The sequence below is a fragment of the Arthrobacter sp. SX1312 genome (assembly GCF_002929295.1).
Classification (GTDB): Bacteria; Actinomycetota; Actinomycetes; order Actinomycetales; family Micrococcaceae; genus Arthrobacter_D.
Genome location: NZ_PJIM01000002.1, coordinates 691829 through 710322, shown reverse-complemented (window position 1 = coordinate 710322; position 18494 = coordinate 691829). Strand labels below are relative to the sequence as shown.

At 69.3% G+C, this 18494-nt stretch carries 19 protein-coding genes and 1 pseudogene; 7 read left to right on the top strand and 13 right to left on the bottom strand.

From position 1 onward, the window contains the following. Nucleotides 1-6: 6 nt before the first annotated feature. Entirely contained in the window at nt 7-846 is an 840-nt protein-coding gene (locus tag CXQ92_RS10795) for a helix-turn-helix transcriptional regulator (RefSeq protein WP_104168203.1), read from the bottom strand. A 183-nt stretch (nt 847-1029) separates the two neighbouring features. Here CXQ92_RS10795 and CXQ92_RS10790 point away from each other — a divergent pair, with 183 nt between their 5' ends. Beyond that, complete coding sequence (locus tag CXQ92_RS10790; RefSeq protein ID WP_104167732.1) at nt 1030-1863, top strand: amino acid-binding protein; 834 nt, start codon at nt 1030-1032, stop codon at nt 1861-1863. Between the two features lie 299 nt (nt 1864-2162). Beyond that, nucleotides 2163-2825, top strand: coding sequence for a CPBP family glutamic-type intramembrane protease (locus tag CXQ92_RS10785; RefSeq protein WP_104167731.1), 663 nt, complete (start codon nt 2163-2165; stop codon nt 2823-2825). Between the two features lie 263 nt (nt 2826-3088). Here CXQ92_RS10785 and CXQ92_RS10780 read toward each other — a convergent pair whose 3' ends face one another. The 4 genes and pseudogenes from CXQ92_RS10780 to CXQ92_RS10765 all read right to left on the bottom strand — a co-directional run bounded on the left by CXQ92_RS10780 (nt 3089) and on the right by CXQ92_RS10765 (nt 5851). Then, on the bottom strand, nt 3089-4192 hold the full coding sequence (locus CXQ92_RS10780; protein ID WP_104167730.1) for a sorbosone dehydrogenase family protein: 1104 nt from the start codon (nt 4190-4192) through the stop codon (nt 3089-3091). A gap of 51 nt (nt 4193-4243) precedes the next feature. Beyond that, nucleotides 4244-4671 (bottom strand): annotated as a pseudogene (locus CXQ92_RS10775) (zinc-binding dehydrogenase); the annotation flags it as partial. Nucleotides 4672-4692: 21 nt separating this feature from the next. Next, the gene (locus CXQ92_RS10770; protein ID WP_104167729.1) at nt 4693-5475 is read right to left on the bottom strand and encodes a MerR family transcriptional regulator; all 783 of its coding nucleotides are present in this window, start codon (nt 5473-5475) and stop codon (nt 4693-4695) included. A gap of 112 nt (nt 5476-5587) precedes the next feature. Further along, nucleotides 5588-5851: a hypothetical protein gene (locus CXQ92_RS10765; RefSeq protein ID WP_104167728.1), complete on the bottom strand. Its 264-nt coding sequence runs from the start codon at nt 5849-5851 to the stop codon at nt 5588-5590. A gap of 149 nt (nt 5852-6000) precedes the next feature. Between CXQ92_RS10765 and CXQ92_RS10760 the strand changes: the two genes are divergently transcribed. Further along, nucleotides 6001-6432: a helix-turn-helix domain-containing protein gene (locus CXQ92_RS10760; protein WP_104167727.1), complete on the top strand. Its 432-nt coding sequence runs from the start codon at nt 6001-6003 to the stop codon at nt 6430-6432. A gap of 29 nt (nt 6433-6461) precedes the next feature. Here CXQ92_RS10760 and CXQ92_RS10755 read toward each other — a convergent pair whose 3' ends face one another. Further along, nucleotides 6462-7691: a CdaR family transcriptional regulator gene (locus CXQ92_RS10755; RefSeq protein WP_104167726.1), complete on the bottom strand. Its 1230-nt coding sequence runs from the start codon at nt 7689-7691 to the stop codon at nt 6462-6464. A 267-nt stretch (nt 7692-7958) separates the two neighbouring features. On the opposite strand from CXQ92_RS10755, the gene ald reads away from it, so the two are divergent. Beyond that, complete coding sequence (gene ald, locus CXQ92_RS10750) at nt 7959-9071, top strand: alanine dehydrogenase (RefSeq protein WP_104167725.1); 1113 nt, start codon at nt 7959-7961, stop codon at nt 9069-9071. Nucleotides 9072-9096: 25 nt separating this feature from the next. Here ald and CXQ92_RS10745 read toward each other — a convergent pair whose 3' ends face one another. The 3 genes from CXQ92_RS10745 to CXQ92_RS10735 are packed head-to-tail and all read right to left on the bottom strand — an operon-like array spanning nt 9097 to nt 11673. Continuing rightward, on the bottom strand, nt 9097-10152 hold the full coding sequence (locus CXQ92_RS10745; RefSeq protein WP_104167724.1) for a Gfo/Idh/MocA family oxidoreductase: 1056 nt from the start codon (nt 10150-10152) through the stop codon (nt 9097-9099). A gap of 14 nt (nt 10153-10166) precedes the next feature. Then, nucleotides 10167-10994, bottom strand: a complete 828-nt coding sequence (locus CXQ92_RS10740; protein WP_146067446.1) for a GAF and ANTAR domain-containing protein — start codon at nt 10992-10994, stop codon at nt 10167-10169. A gap of 49 nt (nt 10995-11043) precedes the next feature. After that, complete coding sequence (locus tag CXQ92_RS10735; RefSeq protein ID WP_104167722.1) at nt 11044-11673, bottom strand: TetR/AcrR family transcriptional regulator; 630 nt, start codon at nt 11671-11673, stop codon at nt 11044-11046. Between the two features lie 113 nt (nt 11674-11786). Here CXQ92_RS10735 and CXQ92_RS10730 point away from each other — a divergent pair, with 113 nt between their 5' ends. Beyond that, nucleotides 11787-12347, top strand: coding sequence for an NADPH-dependent FMN reductase (locus CXQ92_RS10730; protein ID WP_104167721.1), 561 nt, complete (start codon nt 11787-11789; stop codon nt 12345-12347). 103 nt (nt 12348-12450) lie between these two features. On the opposite strand, the gene CXQ92_RS10725 is transcribed toward CXQ92_RS10730, so the two are convergent. Next, nucleotides 12451-12642, bottom strand: a complete 192-nt coding sequence (locus CXQ92_RS10725) for a hypothetical protein (protein ID WP_104167720.1) — start codon at nt 12640-12642, stop codon at nt 12451-12453. Nucleotides 12643-12674: 32 nt separating this feature from the next. Continuing rightward, on the bottom strand, nt 12675-13649 hold the full coding sequence (locus tag CXQ92_RS10720; protein ID WP_104167719.1) for a lantibiotic dehydratase C-terminal domain-containing protein: 975 nt from the start codon (nt 13647-13649) through the stop codon (nt 12675-12677). 594 nt (nt 13650-14243) lie between these two features. Between CXQ92_RS10720 and CXQ92_RS10715 the strand changes: the two genes are divergently transcribed. Together CXQ92_RS10715 and CXQ92_RS10710 are read left to right on the top strand one after the other, a co-directional pair. Continuing rightward, nucleotides 14244-15212 carry a LuxR C-terminal-related transcriptional regulator gene (locus CXQ92_RS10715; RefSeq protein ID WP_104167718.1) on the top strand — a complete coding sequence of 323 codons (969 nt, stop codon included), beginning with the start codon at nt 14244-14246 and terminating at the stop codon, nt 15210-15212. A 58-nt stretch (nt 15213-15270) separates the two neighbouring features. After that, nucleotides 15271-16563: a PLP-dependent aminotransferase family protein gene (locus CXQ92_RS10710; protein ID WP_258069859.1), complete on the top strand. Its 1293-nt coding sequence runs from the start codon at nt 15271-15273 to the stop codon at nt 16561-16563. A gap of 19 nt (nt 16564-16582) precedes the next feature. Here the strand turns inward: CXQ92_RS10710 and CXQ92_RS10705 are convergent, their stop codons facing one another. Continuing rightward, nucleotides 16583-16807, bottom strand: coding sequence for a hypothetical protein (locus CXQ92_RS10705; protein WP_104167717.1), 225 nt, complete (start codon nt 16805-16807; stop codon nt 16583-16585). Between the two features lie 9 nt (nt 16808-16816). Then, nucleotides 16817-18493: a dihydrolipoamide acetyltransferase family protein gene (locus CXQ92_RS10700; protein WP_104167716.1), complete on the bottom strand. Its 1677-nt coding sequence runs from the start codon at nt 18491-18493 to the stop codon at nt 16817-16819. Between the last annotated feature and the right edge of the window lies 1 nt (nt 18494).

The following is an 18494-nucleotide window of genomic DNA, read 5'->3' as shown; positions in this document are numbered from 1 at the left end:
GGCGGCTCAGGACACGGTGACGTGTGTGCCGATGACAGTAAGGAGTTGAAGTTTTTCGTGGCTGTCGCTGCCGGGCACGGCCGTGTAAACCAGCAGCCGATGAGACTGATCCGGATCGAGCAAGGTCTGGCAATTCAGGTCCAGCCGGCCTACTGACGGGTGGATGAACCTTTTGATCTCCGGTGGTTGGACGCCCACTTCCTGGGTTTCCCAGACACGGCGGAAGGCCTCGTTGTCCTGCAGTAGCGCGGCGAGCCCGGCCGCCCGCGAGGTCGGCCCTCTGAGCGCGATGAGCTGGCGCAGTCCGGATGCATATACCCGTGATAGTTGCTCACGCTCCGCGGGTGGGTACGCTTCCCTGGCGGTAGGGTCGGTGAACCACCGATAGCCGATGCTTCGACCCGGCCCGGCTCGCTTGGACGCGTCGCCGAGAAGGGTCATTCCGAGCGGGCTTTGCCGCAGGGTCTCGCCCACCTCATTGATGACCTCCGCAGGCGTATCGGTCAGCCGATCGAGGATTCGCAGCAGCCCGGGACTGACAAAATCACTTGCAGCTCCCCGCCCTGGTGGGTTGTGACCGGCGAGGCGGAAGAGATGATCGCGCTCCCCCAGCGTCAGGTGCAGCCCCTGGGCGATGGAGGAGATCATCTGCTCCGATGGGCGCGGACCTGTGCCGCGTTCCAGCCTGGCGTAGTAGTCGGCCGACATGTGGCACAGCGCAGCCACCTCCTCTCGGCGAAGACCATGGGTCCGCCTGCGCTGACCACGCAGAAGCCCGACGTCCTCCGGCTGCAACGATTCCCGCCGATACCGCAGGAACGCACCCAATCCTTCCCGATCCATCACCTTCACCCTCCTCGTCATAAGGGCCGACTCACATCCAGCCTCACCCGTATTCCCACTTCTACTTCTACTCCGGACGGAATCCGATAACCACGGCCTGCCGATCCACCTCTTCCGTCCGTCAAGTTGTTCGTCGTGGAACAGGCCGGCAACGCCGTGGAAACGGGCGCGTCCCACGCTTGAGCCATGACACGTTCTACTGGTTCCACGGCCGCGTCGCTTCGGTGCGATTCCTGCGGGCAGCTGCCCGAGCCAGGGAAGGTCCGGCTGACGGTGGCCAATGTCGCCGTGATGCTGCCCATCGAACTGGTTGTCCATGCCGTCGTCGTCCAGACGCACCTCAGCTACCCGCTCAAGGTCCTCATCCTCGCGCTCACCGCGACCGCACTGGTGATCTGGGTGGCGGAGCCCTCCGTCATGAGGTTCCTCCGGGCCTGGCTCCACGCGCCGGCCCTGAGACAGCGCAAGCGCCTCGACACGGCGACCGATCTCTGGCGGGCCCGCGTCCTGGTCAAGGACAGCCCGGGCGCTTTGAAGCGTATCTCCCACCAGTTGGCCCGTCGTGGCGTGAATATCCTGTCGCTGCACATCCACCCCGGCGCACAGGCCAGTGTCGATGAGTTCGTCCTCGCCGCACCCGCAGGCGTCGGCGAGCAGGACCTCGTTCGGGCCTTCACCGCTGGTGGCAGCCCATCGGCCCGCGTCTGGCCGTCGACGGCTCTGGCTCTCGCCGACGGGCAGACGAAGGCGCTCTCGCTCGCCTGCCGGGTCGCGCAGGACCCCGTGGAACTGCGCTACGCCGTCGCCGAACTCCTCAGGGCCGAACCCGTGCTGGCGCCGTCGCCGACCGTCAGGTCGTTCGTCGAAGGATCCGTGGTGCTCAAGATCCCCTCCCCCACAGGGGAACCGCTGGTCTTCTCCCGGGCCGGGGAGCCCTTCACGGCCGCCGAATCGGCGCGGGCCCATCGGCTGTCGGAGCTGGCCGCGGCGGCCACGCACCCCACGCATCGCACTTTCTGAGGGTGTGGCGCCTATACACTCCGGCGCAGCAGGCCTTGCCTACCGGTGACCAGGCACTCCCCTGGCCGGCCACGACTGACAGGGAATCAATTGGGGACCTGAGGTTTACCGAAGAAGACGAACCAGTTAACATGCCTGTGCGGCTTGGCGTCGACGACCCGCCTCACTGGTGTAGGTGAGTAAGGCGGGCTGTCGGCGAGACCGATCGTCCCTACTGGGCGGCAATATCTGGGCTGCATCACTCGATTCCGCGATTGTGAGGTCAGGTCGCCAGCGGCCCAAGAATCGAAAGGTCTGTCATGTCCGTCATTCGGCGACATCCCGTCCTCACCTTCTTCCTCCTCGCCTACGTCCTCTGCTGGGGTGCTATTCCCTGGCAGAGCTTTTTCGCCCCCGGCGTCTTGGTCGCGGCCCTGATCGTCGTATCCCTGACCGAGGGCGTCGACGGATTGAAGGCGATGGGGTCACGGTTGATCCGCTGGCGCGTCCGCTGGGTCTGGTACGCCATTGCGATCGTCGTGCCGCTGGCGGTCAAGTTCGCGTCCATCGGCCTCAACGTCACGTTGGGCGCCTCGGTTGCGGAGATCGCGGAATTCAGTGTCTGGTACAGCCTGCCGATGGCAATGGCGATCAACATCGTCAATCCCCTCAACGCGCAGTTACCGGAGGAGTCGAGCTTCCGCGGCTGGGCTCAGCCGAAGCTGCAGGCCACTCGCACCCCGCTTGCCGCGACCGTGCTGATGGCCGTCGGCGTCACCGTTTGGCATATCCCGTTCTTCTTGATGCCGCAGTTCGGGTCGAGTCCGGTCGAGGCCGCCGCCACGGTCGCGGTGACATTCTGGTACGCGTGGTTGTTCAATCACGCCTCCGGCAGCTCACTGATCACCTTGATCGCTCACGCGACCGAAGCACGATCGAAACGAGCACTCTGTGGCGGACCCTGGACGACACAACCCGGATGATGTGGCTCTACAGCCTGGTTTGGTGCCTGGTCGCCTTGGGCCTCCTGGTCTTCGACCGCAAGTTCTGGACCAAGCCACCGGAAGTCATCGAGTCAGGCCGGAAGACCTCACCCGTCGCAACAGAGCCCGAATAGAGCCTCGACACAGCCGCTGACCGTGCAGCGACTGAGCATCGAAAAAAGAAGCCACCCTGCCCGATGGGCGTTGTCGGTCGGCGAACTCATGGCCACTTGGCGGTCGGCCGATGCGCAGGAGGGTGACCGTCACGGGGCTTGGACGGGCAGGCGGAGGAGCTGATCGTCCGCCTCGGAGGGCTCCCCGCGTCCGTCGGTGTTGCTGGTGAGGATCCACACGTCGCCGTCGGGACCGACGGCGACGTCGCGGAGCCTGCCGTAGTCTCCGGTGAAGTAGTCCACGGATCGCCCGGGGTCGGCTGCCGGCACGGTGCGCAGCACCTGACCGCGGAGGTTGGCGATGTACAGGGTGCCGTCACGATGGGCCATGCCACTGGGGCTGGCAGCCTTCGGGTCCCATTGCTGGACGGGATCGGCGAACCCGTCCGTGCCGGCGATGCCTTCGACGACGGGCCACCCGTAATTGGCACCGGGCGTGATGATGTTGAGTTCGTCCCAGGTGTTCTGCCCGAACTCCGTGGCGAACATCGTGCCGTCGTCCGACCAGGCCAGGCCCTGGGGGTTGCGATGCCCGTAGCTGTAGGTGAGGGAGCCGGGGAACGGGTTGTCGTCCGGGGCGTCCCCGTCAGGGGTCATGCGGAGGATCTTCCCTGCGAGGGAGGTGCGGTCCTGGGCGGTGTCGCGTTGGCCGGCGTCGCCGGTCGTGGCGTACAGCATCCCGTCGGGGCCGAAGGCGAGACGGCCGCCGTCGTGGTAGTTCGCCGCAGGGATACCGTCGAGCAGTGTCTCCGCCTGCCCCAGCTCAAGGCCTCCCGGGTCCCCGGCGAGAGTGAAGCGCTGGATGCGGTTGCCGTCCGCGGCCGTGGAGTAGACATAGAGCCGCTGCTCGTCGTCGACCGCCAACCCGAGCAGGCCACCCTCCCCCGCTGCGGCGACGCCCTCGACGGTCCCGATGACACGGGTCGAACCGTCATCGAGAACCTCGAGGATCCTGGCGCTGTCCCGCTCACTGACGAGTGTCGCCCCGTCGGGGAATACCACCGACCACGGGGCCTCGAGACCCGAGGCGACGGTGACGGGCTCGGCAATCGCCGCCGCTCGGCCCTGCGACGGCGTTGCGCCCTGCGGTCCCGGCTGGTTCGCGTCGCCGGTTCCGCCGCAGGAGGTGATGAGCGCCGCAATGCTGAGACCGGCCACGGCGAGGGCCCTGCAGTGTGTGAAGCGAATATCCATGGTGGTCCTCCTGCGGCTGGGTCGATCGGCGCTCGTTCGGTGAACGTAGCATCAGTCGAGGGTCAGGAGGACCTTCGTGGCGCGGCGTTCTGCCATGGCCCGGGAGCCTTCCGCGGCGTCCTCGAGGGGCAGGGTGAGGTCGAAGACCTTGCCGGGGTCGATGGTGCGGTCCCAGATCAGCTGGATCAGGTGGGGCAGGTAGCGGCGCACGGGGCCGGTCCGCCGAGGGTGTGGATGCCGGCGAAGAACAGTTCCATGCCGGGGATCTGCACGTCGTGGTTCACGCCGACGTAGCCGAGGTGTCCGCCGCCGCGGTTGGCTCCGACGGCCTGCATGAAGGACTCCTGGGTTCCCACGGCCTCGATGACCGAGTGGGCGCCGAGTCCGCCGGTGAGTTCCTTGATCCTCGCCACGCCCGCCTCGCCGCGCTCCTCGACGATGTCGGTGGCCCCGTAGAAGCGGGCGAGTTCCTGGCGGTCATACCCCTGGTGGCACCCGGCTCACCGTCCGGGGTGAGCGAGCCAGGCCTCGAGCGCGTCCCGGACGAGTTCCGCGCCGCCCCGGCCGCCGTAGTTCACGGCGAACCGTGGATCCTGGACGTACATCGCCCCGAGTCCCCGGACGTACTCGGGCAGGAGTGCCCCGTCGTCGTCGCGGGGCACACCCGGGACGGAGGAGAGCCAGGCGATGTGGCGCCCGGCCAGCTCCTGGGCTTCGCTACCGGTCGGTGCGACACCCCGGGCCGCTGCGTCGGTCCAGCCTGCGTTGAGCTCCGCGACCTCCCGGCCGAACGCCTCCCTCTCCGCGTCGGTCCGTCCGCGCCACCAGGCATCGCCCTGGGCGTAGGCGTCGCGGCCCCACCGCTCCTCGACCTCCTCCCGGTAGCGCGTGTGGTCGAATCCGTCGAACATCTTCTCGGGCATGGGTTCCTCTCCTCGTTCCAGGGCCTCGACCGTCGTGAGGACCGCTCTGATCTGGCGGTCGAGCCGTTGCTGCTCCCCGCGGAGGTGGTCGAGGTGGGCGCGCAAAGCGGATGCCGGGGCCATCGCGTCGCCGTCGTCGAGCACCGCGCGGATGGCCGGTATCGGCAGTCCGAGGGATCGCAGCAGCAGGATGCGCTGCAGCCTCACGAGTGCCGTGGCGTCGTAGAACCGGTACCCGTTGGCGCCCACGCGGGACGGTCGTAGCAGGCCGGTATCGCCGTAATGGCGCAGCGTGCGGCTCGTGGTCCCGGCAAGCCGAGCCACGGTGGTGATCGGGTATTCCACGTCGCGCGCCTCCATCCGCCTCCTCCCGCCGCACGGTGCGCCGGGAGGATTCAACTGTAGGAATTGACGCTGCGTAAAGGTCAAGCGGCCCTATCGAGGCTGGGCCGCAGCGGGACGGGCGGGTCGGTCAGTTGTACCAGAACCATTGCGGCGGACGCCACGACGCCGGGACGGCGTGCGCGTTGAAGGTGCCGCATTCGGAGCACGTGTAGCTCGCGCTCGCGGGGAGGAGCTCGGTGGAGTGGTCGGCCTGGCGCGCGGGCACGAACTCCTCGAAGATCAGGTAGTCGTCCGTGAGGCACAGGGGGCAGGAGGGAACTTCTTCAGTGAGCGGGGCTGAGACGGCGGAGCTACTGGTACGCAGGCTCCGCCCGTGATCGATTGTTGTCATGAGGTTCACCGTTTCCGTACCTGCAACCGACGCTGGGTGCAGGTACTTGGGGTACGTATACGGCGAGAATAGACCTCTACTACTCAATGCGGAAGCCCAGGATCCCACGTAATCACGCCGATTACGGGCCCGGCTGGCACAATGGCCCCATGATCATCAGGGCTCCCAGATCGACGGCGGCACTTCCGCCGGAACAGGCCGCACCCCTGCGCCGCGCACTCGGTGGCAGCGCCGACGTCACCGTGTTCGTCGACGGCACCGCACACCGGCTTCCCGCAGAAGCCCAGGCCGCCGTCGTCGACCTCCTCGCCCGCCTGTCCGACGGCGACGCCGTCCAGGTGACGTCGGTCGCCGAGCTGCTCACCACCTCGCAGGCGGCCGAGCTCGCCGGCATCTCGCACAGCTACCTGCGCAAGCTCACCGATGCCGGCACGCTCCCGGTGGAGTACCGCGGATCGCACCGGCGCCTGCGCCGGGCCGACGTCGAGGACTGGCTGCGCAGCCAGCTGCGCCGCTCGGCCCCCTCGGCCGCTGAGCCTGCAGCGTCGGACCCCTCGTCGACTGCGCCCGACCAGGCGTAGCGGCGTCGTCGCCGTGATCGGCGGCGATCCTAGGACTGCTCGAAGCGGGGTCTGGAGCGCCACCTGCGGGCCTTGAGCGCGAGGTGCAGTTCCAGGCGCACCATGCCGGCCAGCGGGTCCGCGCCGATGATTGAGCGGATCCTCGTCAGGCGGTTGTAGACGCTGCTGCGGTGCAGGTGGAGTTGAGTGGCGACGTCCTGCACGGAACCGTTCTTGTCGTACAGCAGTTCGAGGACCGGCAGGAGTTCCCCGAGCCGGTCCGCCTCGCACAGTTCGTCGAACCGCACGCTGCCGTGTGCCGGGAACTGCCAGCCCATGGCGCCGAGGAACTGGTAGACGCCGATCTCGGCGAACGCCGACACCCCGCCGAGCTGGGGATCCACCGCGTCGGCCTGCGCTGCGTGCTGCGCTTGACGGAATGCGTCCGCGAAGTCCCGTGGGTCGGCGGCAGGTTCGCTGAGCCCCAGGACGAACCGCCCCGCGGGACGTCCTGCCCGCTTGGCCACTTCGACGCGGCACCGGTCCACCACATGCTGGAGGGCGCTGCGGCCCACCCTGGCCTCGCACAACAGGGCGGAGTGGGTGGACGCGCCGGCGCTGAACAGGACGGGCTCGACGCCGACCGTCGCCTGGAGGGCGATGGTGCGCTGGAGCAGGGCGGCCTCGTGCGGGTCCTCCCTCCCGGCGCGGGCCGACGACTCCGACAGCTCGTGGACGAGGGCCACGCGCCACGGCCCGTGCCCACCGAGCTCCCGCCAGCCGCGCAGGTCCTCCACCGCTGCGGGGACGCCGCGGCATGCGGCGAGGAACGTGGCCTCCCGCTGTGTGCGCCGCTCGGAGGATGCCGTGTCCGTCTCGAGCAGCAGTTCGGCGAGGCGGTCGATGGTCGGCCGGACCGCCGGCAGGGCGGCAAGGATGACCGGGGCGGGATCCTCGCTGGAGTGCTGCTGCACCCACAGATAGCCCACGCGGAAGCCCCGGACGAGGAGGGGGACGCACACCCGCCCCAGCATCCCGAGGTCATCGTTCGCGGGGACGACGACCGCGCGGACGGCCCGTTCGATCCCGTGGCGCAACTGCCACTCGCTGACGTCCGCCGGCACCTTCTTGCTCAGCAGGAAATTGACCCGGACGCGGTCGGCGGAGGTCTGGTGACTGCTGTACGCGAGGAGGACGCCGTCGGGATCCTCGAGGGACAGACCGCGCCCGAGCGTCTGCGCGAGCGACTCGACGAGGTCCTCGATCTGCTGGTTCTGCACAGCCCAACACTAAGTGGGGCCGGCCGCCATGGGCGACACTTGCCGCTTGCGGACTCGACAACTGTCGATGGCCCCGGCAGCGCCGATCTGCTAGTGATCCAGCTCACATCCCGCACGAATGGCGGTAGGACGGGGATCGACGACCACGAGGCACGGTCTGCGCCGCCGGGAATCGCCTGGCCGCCGGGACCGGCCCCGGGTCGCGCCTCGAACCGCTCCCTATTCTGGAGCTACCCCGTCCGCCCGATCGACCCCGTGGAGAACCCAATGATCATCGGCGTCCCCAAAGAAGTGAAGAACAACGAATTCCGCGTCGCCATCACGGCGTCCGGTGTGCACGAGTTCCGGGCCCACGGGCACACGGTGCTCGTGGAACGCGGAGCGGGGGTCGGTTCGAACATCACAGATGCGGCATACGAGGCTGCAGGCGCCGAGCTCATCGACGCCGCGGACGACGTGTGGGCACGCGCGGACATGGTCCTGAAGGTCAAGGAGCCGGTCGCCGCGGAGTACCACCGCTTCCGCAAGGGCCTCATCCTCTTCACCTACCTCCACCTCGCGGCGGAACCCGAGCTGACCCGTGCCCTGGTGGACGCCGGCGTCACCGCGATCGCCTACGAGACCGTCCAGGACGGGCGCGCCCTGCCCCTGCTCGCCCCGATGTCCGAGGTGGCCGGGCGCCTGTCCGTCCAGGTCGGCGCGCAGGTCATGACCGCGCCCGCCGGCGGCCCCGGCCTGCTGCTCGGCGGCGTGGCCGGGGTCCGCCCCGCCAAGGTCGTTGTCCTCGGGGCCGGCGTCGCGGGCACCAATGCGACGGCGATGGCGGTCGGAACAGGAGCCGAGGTCACCATCCTCGACATCAACATCGCCCGGCTGCGGGAGATCGACGCCCTGTACGCCGGGCGCGTCAAGACCGTCGCCTCGAACTCCCTGGAGATCGAGACCTCGGTCCTCGAGGCGGACCTGGTGATCGGATCCGTCCTGATCCCCGGCGCCCGTGCCCCGAAGCTCGTCACGAACGATCTCGTCGCCCGGATGAAGCCGGGCAGCGTCCTCGTGGACATCGCCGTGGACCAGGGCGGGTGCTTCGAGGACTCCCGCGTCACCACGCACGAGGACCCCACCTTCACGGTGCACGGATCACTCTTCTACTGCGTGGGCAACATGCCCGGCGCCGTCCCGAACACGTCGACCTACGCGCTGACCAACGTGACGCTGCGGTACGCCGTGGCGCTGGCCGACCGCGGCGTCCGCGCCGCCTTCGACGCCGATCCGTCCCTGGCCCGCGGGCTGAATGTCGCGTCGGGGCGGGTCGCACACCACTCGGTGTCCGAGGCGCACGGCCTGGAACTGGCGAAGGACTGGTCGGCGCTCGTCTAGTGCTGGGGGCACCCGGCCCGCCCGGTCAGGTGCCCTGCGGCCGGGACGGGTACGCGGCGTGGACCTGTTCGATCAACCGCACGACGTCGAGGGCGTCGTCCACCTGGACGGGCGGCGGCCCGTCGCCGTGGATCGCTGCGACGAGCCCCGCGTAGAAGTCCGGGTACCGGCCGGGGCCGACGGCGAGCACCTCGGTGGCGCCGTCGCGCCCCATCAGACCCCGGGGCGGCACCATCAGGGCACCGGCTGCGTCGGCGGGGCCGTCCGGCCTCACCCCCGCCGTGAGCAGTGCCTCCTGCGGGTCCGAGCCCGTGATCGTCAGTCCGCTCCGCGCGCCGGTGAGGTGGAAGCGGGGTCGGGCGAGCGGTGCGAGGGTCCCGGCGTGCAGCCGGCTGGTGACTCCGCCGTCGTGGCGCAGGACGAGGAACGCCGAGTCCTCGGCCGCACCCCCGCGGTCGTTGCGTAGTTCGGCATACACGGGGACGGCCGGTCCGAAGAGGGTGAGCGCCTGATCGATCAGGTGTGAGCCGAGGTCGTAGAGCACTCCCCCGCCGTCCGCCGGGCCGGCGTCGCGCTTCCACGGCTTGCTGATGGACGGCTTCCACGATTCCATCGCCGACTCGAAGATCCGCACTCCGCCCAGGGATCCCGACCGGACCACGGTCTGCACCGTCAGGAAGTCCCCGTCCCACCGTCGGTTGTGGAACGGGACGAGGAGCTTGCCGACCGCGCGTGCTGCGTCGATGAGCCGCTTGCCGTCGTCCACGTGCACCACGAAGGGCTTGTCGACGACGACGTGCAGGCCCCGCCCGAGGGCTGCGGCGGCCAGCGGCGCGTGCGAGGCGTGAGGGGTGGCGATGACGGCGAGGACGAGGTCCGGCACGGCCCGGAGCGCGTCGTCGAGGGTGGCAGCCACCTGCGCGGCCGGATAGGCGGTCCGTGCGGCGTCCCGACGTCCGGGGCTCGGCGTGACGACGACGGCGAGGTCCAAGCCGGGATCGTGCTGGATCAGCGGTGCATGGAAGACGCTGCCGCCGTGGCCGAAGCCGATCAGCACCGTCCGGACGGGCCGGTGCGGCATCGGGCCCACGGGCGTCAGGAGGGCTCGAAGTGGGCGCGGGGAACGGTGCCGTTCAACCCGGCGACCATGCCCGCGGCGAGCACCCGGAGCTTCACGTTGCGGGAGTTGGAGGCCCGGCGCATCTTGTCGAACGCATCCTTCTGCGAGCAGTTGTCCTGGCCCATGATGATCCCGACGGCGAGGTCGATCTCGGTGCGGGTCTGCAGCACGGCGTGGAGGTCCTCCGCCGTGGCAGCATGCTGCGCCACGCGCACGGCGAGCTTCAGGGCCTGCGACGCCTGCACCGTGAAGGCGCGGGCGACCCGCCGGTAGTCCTCGCTGAAGACGGAGACGTCCTCGGCGTAGAGGTTGAGGGCCGCACGCGCCGAGCCCTCGAGGTCCAGGGGAAGGCAGAACATGGCGCCGACGCCGTTCCGCGTGATGTGTTCCATGAACTCGGGCCAACGGGCTTCGGTACGGGCATCCGCGATGAACACCTCGTCGTGCACACGCAGGGCGTGCAGGCATGGGCCGTCATCGTGCTCGTACTGCACCTCGTCCATGGCTTTGGCCTTCTCCCCGCTGCTGCCCACGGTGAGCTGCTCGTGGACCGAACGCTGCAGGGTGATGCCGCAGTAGGTATCGTCCTCGGCGCCGAGCGTCTCGGCGGTGAACTCGGCCAGTTCCTGCAGGAAGGTCTGCACGTCGGGGTGGTCCACCAGGAGGTCCTGGAGCCGCGCGGCGGCGGTCTCGGGGGAAGGGAGGTCGACGTCGTCGGCCACGAGGTGGAGGCGCGGTCCGCCCATTGCCTCGTCCTCGACGGCTTCATGGGAGTCGGACATCTGCTCGGGTACCTCCTCCACGCTCCACCAACTTCACTCGACGGCCGGCAGGGCGCCGGCGCCTGCCAGTCTACAAGGGCCCGCGCTCGGTACGGCTGCGGTCGGCGTCCGACGCGAGGGCGGAGACCAGGGCGCACCATGCCCCGGCCAGGCGGGCGTTCGACATGCCGCGGTGCTCCTGCAGGTGCAGCAGCAGTCCCGCGTTCAGGAACGCCGACAACTGGTAGGCGCCCAGTTCCGGATCGGGAACGTGCAGGCCGCGCAGCAGCATGGCCAGGTGCAGCCGCGTGAGCTGCTGCGTCGGGTGTTCGAGGTCCGGCCCGCCCTGCTGCTCGGCCGCCCGGAGGATCTGCCCGTCGAATCGCATGCGCTCGATACTCGCCTCGCCGAAGGCGATCAGCCGTTCGAGGGGTGGCGCCCCCGGCCCCAGGGGAGGAGGGCCTGCCATGAAGGCGTGCTGGAAGGAGCGCCCTGCCTCGTCCGCGAGCGCGTGCATGAGGCCCGCCCTGTTGCCGAACCTCCGGAAGACCGTGCCCTTGCCCACTCCCGCGCGCCGCGCGACGGCGTCCGTGGTCAGCCGTTCGGGACCGCAGGTCGCGACGATCTCGGCCGCGGCGTCGAGGATGAGGCGGCGGTTGCGTGCCGCATCGGTCCGCTCTCCGTCGTCGCCCGTGACCCGGAGCAATTCCTCGCCCTGCATGCCGCAACTATAGCGGCGGAATAAAACGGACTGTAGTCCGCTTGCAGCAGGGGATGCATCTGTCGCAGTACCGAACACCCGGGCCGTACGGCCCCACAGCCTTGGAGGAAACCATGTCCACCACGATCCTCACCCTCGTCGGAAGCCTGCGCGAGGGCTCCATCAACCGCCAGCTCGCGGAAGCGGCGGCTACCCATGCCCCCGAGGCCGTCGACGTCGTCACGTTCGATGCGCTGAACGACGTGCCGTTCTACAACGAGGACATCGACAACGACACCGACCGCCCCCAGGCCGTCGATGCCCTCCGGGCCGCGGCAGCCGATGCGGACGCCGTCCTGCTCATCTCCCCCGAGTACAACGGCAGCATGCCGGCGGTGCTGAAGAACGCCATCGACTGGCTCTCCCGTCCCTACGGCGCCGCCGCGCTCTCAAGCAAGCCCGCAGCCGTCATCGGTTCGGCGTTCGGCCAGTACGGCGGGGTGTGGGCCCATGACGAGGCCCGCCGCTCCCTCGGCGTCGCAGGCGCCACGGTGCTCGATGAGGCCCGGCTCTCCATCGGCAGCTCGATCACGCGCTTCGCGGAGCTGCACCCGAAGGACGACGCCGAGGTCTCCGGCCTGGTCACCGGGGTACTGATGGCCCTCGCCGGGGCGGCCACCCCGATCGCGGCCTGATCCCCAGCATCCGCCCACGCAGCACCGATAGCAGCGCGGGGACGACAGGACGCCGGCGCATTCCGCGCCGGCGTCCTGTCGTTCGGCTGCGTTCGAGGTCCCCTCAGTGCCAGAGGTTGTCTGCCCAGGCGGCATCCCTCAAATAGTCCCGCGCCGGGCCGATCTCCCAGAGCTGGCCCTGCGGGGCGAGGACGCCGTCGTTCTGCATCGACTCGACTTCCTCCGACGAACAGCCGAGCGCCTCGGAGAGGTCGGCGTCGTCCATGGCCAGCACGATGGTGGTCCTCGCGTTCATGGTGCAGTCCTTCGGTCGATGGGTGGGCCGGTCTATGGGGCGGTGCGTGAGGCTCGGGCCGGGGCGGCCAGCGGCTTCCAGCTCCGCGCGTACAACCCCAGTGCCGCCTCCTCCCGGGCGGCGAAACCGAGGCGGTTCAGCGCCATGTGCGCCTGGTACACGGTCAGGTGCTGGGCGCTGCGGCTGACGCGGACCTTGTCCGCCCGGTACAGATAGGTGTCGAGTGCGCGGAACCAGCGCCGCCGCCAGTTCTGAACGGCGGATTCCGCGGCCGTGGCCGCCATGAGCGCATGGAACCCGGGGGCTTTCGCGGCCACCTGCGCGGCCATCGCCTCCCGGACCCCCGGGGCGCGCGGGCCGACGTCGGCGGTGCACGTGCGGAGGTGGCTGTCCCAGTAGAAGTCCCAGGAGAGTCTGCGGCGGTCCGGCCATCCCGCGGAATGGGGGCCGCGCATCATGCTCTGCGCGGAGTCGAAGAGGATCAACGCCCCGAGCGCCGAGCGGCTCTGCATGCGGGGGAAGCGCTGATAGCCCCAGAGGGCGAGCTCGGAGCCGAGTTCGAAGACCTCTTCGGCGAGGTGCAGACCCTCGACCCCGCCGTATCTGACGAGGTTGGCCTCGAGCTGTGGATCGGCCATCTCCCGGCCGCCCGAGTAGTAGGTGTTGCTGGCGGGAGCGGTGAAATGCTGGCGGACCACCAGCAGGGGCATGCTCCGTGCACTACGGGCCTGGAGTGCCCGCTCGAAGGTGCGCAGGGGTTCCAGGACGCGGGGGTGGGCGTGGATGCTGAGCTTGACCTGGCCCACGAGGCCCGTCGACGGATCCTCGCACCGGGTAAAGTACCAGCGCTTGGCCCCCAGTGCCCGGGCCTGCGCCACCAGCGGGGTGACCAGTTCTTCGATGATGCCGTCCGCTACATCGAAGCCACCCGTCGAGAGGGAGAGATGCCACCACTGAGTGCTGACGGCTGTCCGTGAGGCGGTACGAACGGCGGTCAGCTGGCTCATGGCTCTCTCCTTCAGGGTCTGTGATCACCCCCGCTGGGGCGGGCTCCGGGGGCGCCCTCCGGACTCCGGTCCGGGGGCACCTGTTACTTCGGCCAGTCCCAGCTCGCCGCTGTGGGCTGACCCTTCGGCCAGTCCCAGCTACCCGCACTGACGGACTGGCCTGCCGGCAGAACAGCTCCCACCACGATCAACAGGCCTGCAGTTGCGCCGAATACCTTCTTCATGGCGATCCTTCCTTGCCCGTGTCCGGGTGGTCGAGCTGTCCCCACACTGCCGATCGGCAGTGCCCGATCCGTTGCGGGAAGGCCCCCCTCGGGACTTCCACTGGATCGGCTTCATCAGAATGTCCGCCGCCGACAGGTAGTGTCCAGCAGTAGAGGTGGCCGTTTGCGGACATGGCGCGATCAGGACGCGGGGGCGCTCCGTGACGATCCGAGACAGCGGTGTTCCGGGCTCAGAACCGCGGAATCACGCGGATCCCGGCATTGCCGGGACGGCTGGATTGCCACCGTCCCCGCTGTGTCATTAACTGGACATGTCATCTTTTTTGCACGCGATTCGCCGCTGGTACCAGCGGCCGGACAAGGAGCTCACATGCTGGGTGCGACGTCGATCGAGGTGTACCGGTACGCCGTCGGACATCCGGGCTGGACGCGTTCCGAGGCCTCCGAGGCCCTCGGCCTGACGCTGCGCCGCATCGACGATGCCGTCTTCGAGTTGTCCGAGCGCCGACTCCTCAGCCCGCAGGCCGGCAGCCCGGACGGGCTCGTGGCGGTCTCCCCCGACGTCGCCCTCGCGGACCTCGTCGACGCGGACGAACGCGCCATGCAGGAACTCAAGGCGCGCATCAGCGTCCAGCGGCGCGAACTGTCCAGCCTCCTGCCCACCTTCCTGGACGCGCGCAAACACGTCCTCGCCAGCACGTCGGTGGAGACCCTGGAGGACCCGCACCTCATCCACCGGGTCCTCATCGACTACGGGCGCGACGTCACCGAGAAGGTGTACATCGCACAGCCCGGTCAGGGCTCGACGGCGGACGTCCACGAGGAGAGCGTCCGCAAGGATCTGGAGCTCCTGGGGAACGGGGTGCGACGGCGGACCCTGTACGACACGAGTACGCGCGACCACGTGCCGACCCGCAAGGCCGTGGAGGCGATCGCCGCGGGTGGCGGGGAGTTCGGCGTCCTCCCGTTCATCCCCCTCCGCATGCTCATCTTCGACGAGAAACTGGCCCTGGTGGGCCGCCAGCTCTCGCGCGACGACAAGGCCGCCCTGGTCATCAGGGACCACAGCCTCATCAACATCTTCACGCACCTGTTCGAGATCGCGTGGGAGATCAGCGAGTCCTTCCTCTCCCCGCAGCAGGTCGGGTCACCCTTGACCGCGATGCAGCGTTCCATCATCCAGGGCCTCGCGAACGGGCTGTCCGACGAGTCGATCGCGCGGCGCCTGGACATCAATGTGAGGACCTGCCGCCGGCACATCGCCTGGATGCTGGACACGCTGCGGGCGGACAGCCGCTTCCAGGCAGCCCTGAAGGCGCGCGAGGCGGGATGGATCTGAGCAGCACCGATGGGCAACACCTGTTGCCTGATAGTGAACCCGCGCCTAGACTCTGGGCGTGACGTCCTCCAGCGAGACCCCGACCGACTTCCTGCCCGCCGAGACCGAGGCGGCCCTCGAACGCGCCGTCGATTCCGCCGCGCGCCACGACCGGCTCTTCTCCCTGCGCGCGGCCAACATCAAGCAGTCGGCGGTGCGCGATGTCTTCGACATCTCCATCCGTCCGGGCCTCGTGTCGCTCGCGGGCGGGAGTCCGTACCTGAAGTCCCTGCCGCTCGAGGACCTCGGCCGGACCGCCCAGAAGATCATCGCCGAGCGCGGGCTCGAGGCCCTGCAGTACGGCGGCGGTCAGGGCATGGACGAGCTCCGGCGGCTCGTCTGCGACGTGATGGCGGCCGAGGGCATCGAGGGCGCGAGCCCCGATGACATCGTGATCACCACCGGCTCGCAATCGGCGCAGGACGTCGCGGCGAAGGTCTTCTGCGATCCCGGGGACGTGATCCTCTGCGAGGACCCCACCTACGTGGGCGCCCTCAACACGTTCGAGGCGTACGAGGTCGACGTCGTCACCATCCCGATGGACGACGCCGGGCTGATCCCCGAGGAGCTCGAACGGGTCATCGCCGAACTCCGGGCGCAGGGCCGCGCGATCAAGCTGCTGTACACGATCCCCAGCTTCAACAACCCGAGCGGCATCACGATGGCCGACGACCGCCGCCAGCGGGTCGTCGACATCTGCCGTGCCCACAACATCCTCGTCCTGGAGGACAACCCCTACGGCATGCTGCGCTTCGACGGCGAGCCCCTGAAGCCCATGCGCGCGGACAATCCCGACGACGTCATCTACCTCGGCTCCTTCTCGAAGATCTTCGCGCCCGGCGTGCGGCTCGGCTGGGCCCTGGTACCCAAGCACCTCTACCGCCGGTTCTATCTCGCCTGCGAGGCCGTGGTGCTGTGCCCGTCCCCGCTCACGCAGATGCTCGTGAGCGCGTACCTCACCGAGTACGACTGGCGCGGGCATCTGGACTCGATGCGCAGCCTCTACCGCGAGCGGTGCGATGCCATGCTCGGCGCCCTCGCCGAGGAATTCCCCGAGGGCGTCCACTGGACCACCCCGGACGGCGGCTTCTTCGTCTGGGTCACCCTGCCGGAGGGCATCGACACCTATCCGCTGCTCTACACGGCGATCGACGCCGGCGTCGTGTTCATCCCCGGCGCTGCCTTCACGCCGTCGGACGAGCCCTCGAACAAGCTCCGGCTGGCCTTCAGCGCCGTCTCACCCGAGGACATCGTCGAGGGCGTCCGCCGCCTCGCGCCGATCCTGCGCGGCGCGATCGAGCAGAACCGGTAGCCCACCGGCCGGGTCACGCCTACTGCGGCGGCCGCTTCTGCTGGCGGAGCGTCACCGCGATGGAGATGAGTGCGGCGACACTCACGAGGATGGACAGCCGCGCCACCGCGCCGAGGTCGGGGAAGACCCACTGGAGGACGGTCGACGCGAGGAAGCCGATGAGCACCACCAGCAGGAGCCTGCTCAGGGGGTAGCGCGGTCGCGGGCTGCGGCTCGTTCCCCCGCCGGGTAGCTGCTGGTCCATGGCCCCACCCTAGTCGAGCAGCAGGGCGGGCTCCTCGAGGATCGAGGCGACGTCGGCCATGAAGCGTGCGCTGAGATCGCCGTCGACCACCCGGTGGTCGAACGATCCGCCGAGCGTGGTGATCCAGCGCGGGATCACCTCCCCGTCGAGCACCCAGGGCTTCTGCTTGATCGTGCCGAAGGCCACGATCGCCACCTCCCCCGGATTGATGATGGGTGTCCCGGTATCGATGCCCAGCGCTCCGATGTTGGTGATGGTGAGCGTGCCGCCCTGCATCTGGGCCGGTTGGGTCCTTCCGGCGCGGGCCGTGGTCGCGAGGTCGTTGAGGGCGAGGGCCAGTTCCTTCAGCGAGAGATCCTGGGCGTCCTTGATGTTGGGCACCATGAGCCCCCGCGGTGTCGCGGCGGCGATGCCGAGGTTCATGAAGTGCTTGACGAGGATCTCGTCCTCGGCCCAGGTGGCGTTGACCGACGGGTTCCGCGCCGCCGCCCAGATGACGGCCTTCGCCAGGATGAGCAGCGGCGAGACCCGGATACCCTCGAAATCCCGGGACGCCTTGAGCCGCTTGACGAACTCCATGGTCCGGGAGGCGTCGACGTCCACGAAGATGCTCACGTGGGGTGCCGTGAACGCGCTCTGCACCATGGCCTTCGCCGTCGCCTTGCGGACCCCCTTGACCGGGATGCGTTCGATGCGGCCGCCCCCGAGGAGCTTGCGGTCCGACCAGAAGGAGTCCGCGCCGTCCTGCTCGGCGTCACGCTGGGACTGGTAGCTCATGAGGTCCTGCTTGGTGACCTCGCCCGCGGAGCCGGTCGCCGTGACGTCCGCGAGATCGATGCCGAGGTCCCGCGCGGCCTTGCGGACCGGCGGCTTCGCGAGCACGCGGCTGATGAGCTGGTTCAGCGGGTTGGTCCGGACGGGTGTCTCGGCGGGACGGCCCGTGCGCGTCCCCGTCGGAGCGGGTGCCGCCTGTGCGGGGGACGTAGGGACGGGCGACGTAGGGACGGGCGACGCCGGCGCGGCGGCCGGTGCGGCGGCCGGTGCGATCGGTGCCACCTGCGCCGCGGCAGGTGCGGCGGGTGTCCCCTGCGCGGACGGCGTCCTGCGTGGTCGGCGCTTCACGGCGTCGGCCTTCGGTCCGGTGCCCACCAGCGGACCGGGCGTGGGCTCGGGGTCCGCGGCCCCGGGACCGGTGGCGTCGACCCCGTCCTGTCGTGCCCCGGCGAGCTCCCCGGGCATCTCGGGCACAGGGACCGGGGCGTCGCCGGTCGGGGCATCGCCCGTCGGAGCAGCCGATCCGCCCCCGGCAGCACCGGGGGCCGCACCATCACCGACATGATCGCCGACATGATCGCCGGCATGATCGCCGGCATGATCTGCGCGATCGGCGCCGCCGGAGCCGCCCGCAGCCGTGTCCGGGACACTGCCGTCCCCATCCGGGGCGACGCCATCCTCGACCGCGAAGATCGGCGTCCCGACCTCGATGGTCTCGCCCTCCGCGACGAGCAGCTCGGACACGATTCCCGCGTAGGGGGAGGAGAGTTCGACGAGCGACTTGGCGGTCTCGATCTCGCAGATGATGTCGTTGACCGCCACCGGAGCCCCGGGGGCCACCTTCCACTGCACGATCTCCGCCTCGGTGAGGCCTTCACCGACGTCGGGCAGGTTGAACGTCTTGAGCGTCATG